The following is a 3,048-nucleotide window of genomic DNA, read 5'->3' as shown; positions in this document are numbered from 1 at the left end:
CCGGTGTCCGCAGGCCCTTCGCCATGCGGACCCGGCTCCCCTCTCCCCCGTGGGGCGGTTCAGGACGGGAGCCGCGATCAGCGGCCGCCGGGACCGTCGGGAGCGCCGCGCAGACGTTCGGTCCACCGAGGGCTGCGCAGGGCCTCGGCGGCTTCACGGGGAACACTCAGGTGGACGTCGCGGCTGTGGTCGTCGTCGGGGGTGGGCGTGACGAGTGCCGTCCAGGGGATGGGGCTTGCCGGGAACTCGAACCAGAAGGGCCGTCCGGCGCCGAACTCCAGCGTGTACACCGGCAACCTGCCGGAGTCGTTCAGGGCGACCGTGCCGTCGAAGGCGTCCAGTGACATGCGGCTGAGGACACGGGCCGAGCGCCCGGCCTGCCGCTGGGCCTCCAGGAAGGCGGCCTCCTGCCGCACCCGGGCGGGGGTGACACGCTCCACGGCGGCGCGTACCGCGGCGACGGTGTGGGCGAGGGGCTCTTCGCGCAACTCACGGGCCGGCAGCACGGCCGTGGTGTTGGACACCGCATTGCCCCCGTAGCCGTGCGGAAGGCGGTCCTTCAGCGCGGCCCGCAGTCCGACCACGATCCCCAGGCGCTCCTCGGCCCCGGGTTCCCGGTCGCGGAGCGCGCCGAGGACCCGCCACAGGTGCGCCCCCAGCGCGACCGCGCTGGAGGCGGGAGGCAGATCGCGGTCCTGTCCGGCGCGCGCGGCCGCGCGCAGGGCGAGAACCTCCGTGGCGGTCAGTCGGACGGTGACGGTGCGCACCTTCCACGCACGGGAGTTGACCCTCCAGATGAACCCGAACTTCTGCCGTCCGGTGACGACCTGGTACTGCGGGTCGTCCGGTGCGGGACGCGCCTCGCCGGCCAAGCCGTCCAGCAGCGCGCGGTCGTACGGCGCCGCGGAACCGTCCTGTCCGGCATGCGTGCGCGACCAGTGGCGCAGGAAGTCGAGGTAGCCGCTGCCGTCGACGACGCTGTGGTTGACGGCGACGCCGAGTACGGAGCCGCCTCCTCGCATGTGGGTGACCTTGACCGTGAGCAGCGGCGTGTCGTGCCCGACGACGCGGAAGGCGTTGACGGAGTGGAGGTAGCGGCGCAGGTCCTGCTTGGCGGAGCGGTCCGGCCCGTAGTCCGGCATGACCTGGTCGGAGTGGGTGACGGCGAACATCGCGCCGGCGTCGTTGCACACCACGCTGAGGCCGCCGTCCGCGTCGCGTTCGAGGCGTCCCGTGAGCAGCGGATGGTGGGCCAGTGTGCGGCGCAGGGAGTCGGCCAGGGCGTCGGAGTCCAGGGTCTGCCGGTAGAAGAACGTGCGCGGTGTGGCGAAAGTCCCGTTCAGCAGGTCGTGAACGCCGAGCCGGACCCGCTCGCCGGACATCCCTCCCGCGCGCAGGACGACGATCTGCCCGGGCTTGCCCGAGGGGCGGCCATGCTTCATGGGTGCGTCTCCAGGGAGGGGCGAAAGGCCCACGCGGGCTTGGCACTTCAGAGTGCCGGGTCCGTGGCGATGAAATCCCTAGACCCCATGCTCTTGGTGGATCCCTAGAATCGTGCGGCGTGCCTGGCCCGCGAGTGGGCGCGCGTGCTGGTCTGGGGTTCCCCCGATCGAACGATACGGGCGTGGGGACTCGCTTCGACTGCGAGCCGGCGAGCACGTCTCGTCCCCACCGGCACATACAGGAGGCCATCAGCCGTGGGGAACGACAAGACCGAGATCCTCGACCTGGTACGGGAATACCACCGCTCGTCCCTCTCCTCGGGGTTCGTGCCGGGCATCACGCCGGTGCTGGCGTCCGGTGCGGTGCTCAGCGAGGACGACCGGGTGGCGCTGGTGGAAGCGGCGCTCGACATGCGCATCGCGGCCGGTGTCAGCTCGCGCAGGCTGGAACGTGCGCTGGCGAAGTACTTCGGGCTGCGCAAGGCGCATCTGACCAACTCCGGCTCGTCGGCCAATCTGCTGGCCCTGAGCAGCCTCACCTCGCCTCAGTTGGGCGCGGACCGGCTGAAGCGCGGCGACGAGGTGATCACGGTGGCCGCCGGGTTCCCGACGACGGTCAATCCCATCCTGCAGAACGGCATGGTGCCGGTCTTCGTCGACGTCGAGCTGGGCACCTACAACGCCTCACTGGAGCGGGTGGAGGCGGCCATCGGTCCGCGCACCCGCGCGATCATGATGGCCCATGCGCTGGGCAATCCCTTCCAGGTCCGCGAGATCGCCCAACTGGCCGAGGACCGTGGCCTGTTCCTCATCGAGGACAACTGCGACGCGCTGGGCAGCACCTACGAGGGACAGCTGACCGGAACCTTCGGTGACCTGGCGACCGAGAGCTTCTATCCCGCCCACCACATCACGATGGGCGAGGGCGGCTGCGTGCTGACGGACAACCTGGCCCTGGCGCGGATCGTGGAATCGATGCGCGACTGGGGCCGCGACTGCTGGTGCGAGCCGGGTGAGGACAACCGCTGCTTCAAGCGTTTCGAGCACCAGATGGGTTCGCTGCCGGAGGGCTACGACCACAAGTACATCTTCTCCCACGTGGGCTACAACCTGAAGTCGACCGACGTCTCCGCGGCGCTCGGGCTCCAGCAGCTCAGCCGTATCGACGAGTTCGGCAAGGCCCGACGCCACAACTGGGCCCGGCTGCGGGAGGGCCTGGACGGGCTGCCCCACCTGCTGCTTCCCGAGGCCACGCCGGGCAGCGACCCGAGCTGGTTCGGCTTCGCCATCACCGTGCAGCCGGGCACGCCGTTCCAGCCCGGCGCCCTGATCGACCACCTGGAGTCCAGCATGGTCGCCACCCGCCGCTTCTTCGCGGGCAACCTGACCCGTCACCCGGCCTACGAGGGACAGGAGTTCCGGGTCAGCGGTCCGCTCACCAACAGCGACATCACCACCGAGCGGACGTTCTGGATCGGCGTGTACCCGGGCCTGACCGACGAGATGATCGACCACAGCATCAACACGGTGATCGAGTACGTGACCCTGCCGCACTGACCCGCGGCACGTCCACGGGGTGGGTCCCGGCGCCGGAAGTCGCCGGGAC

Annotated in this window: 2 protein-coding genes; one reads left to right on the top strand and one right to left on the bottom strand. The window is 70.4% G+C overall.

Annotation, left to right across the window (positions count from 1 at the left end; genetic code table 11):
• Positions 1 to 77: 77 nt before the first annotated feature.
• Entirely contained in the window at positions 78 to 1,442 is a 1,365-nt protein-coding gene (locus tag ACN6LD_RS42050; RefSeq protein ID WP_319193109.1) for an acyltransferase, read from the bottom strand.
• A gap of 255 nt (positions 1,443 to 1,697) precedes the next feature.
• Here ACN6LD_RS42050 and rfbH point away from each other — a divergent pair, with 255 nt between their 5' ends.
• The gene (gene rfbH / locus ACN6LD_RS42045) at positions 1,698 to 2,999 is read left to right on the top strand and encodes a lipopolysaccharide biosynthesis protein RfbH (protein WP_319193107.1); all 1,302 of its coding nucleotides are present in this window, start codon (positions 1,698 to 1,700) and stop codon (positions 2,997 to 2,999) included.
• Positions 3,000 to 3,048 lie beyond the last annotated feature (49 nt).

Source organism: Streptomyces sp. SAS_272, from assembly GCF_052543235.1.
Note: the sequence above shows the minus strand (reverse complement) of the source record. Positions and strands in the feature narration are given on the sequence as shown.

Excerpts from the sequence above, each read along its gene's own strand:
- ACN6LD_RS42050 (WP_319193109.1), bottom strand. The coding sequence starts at position 1,442 with ATGAAGCATGGCCGCCCCTCGGGCAAGCCCGGGCAGATCGTCGTCCTG.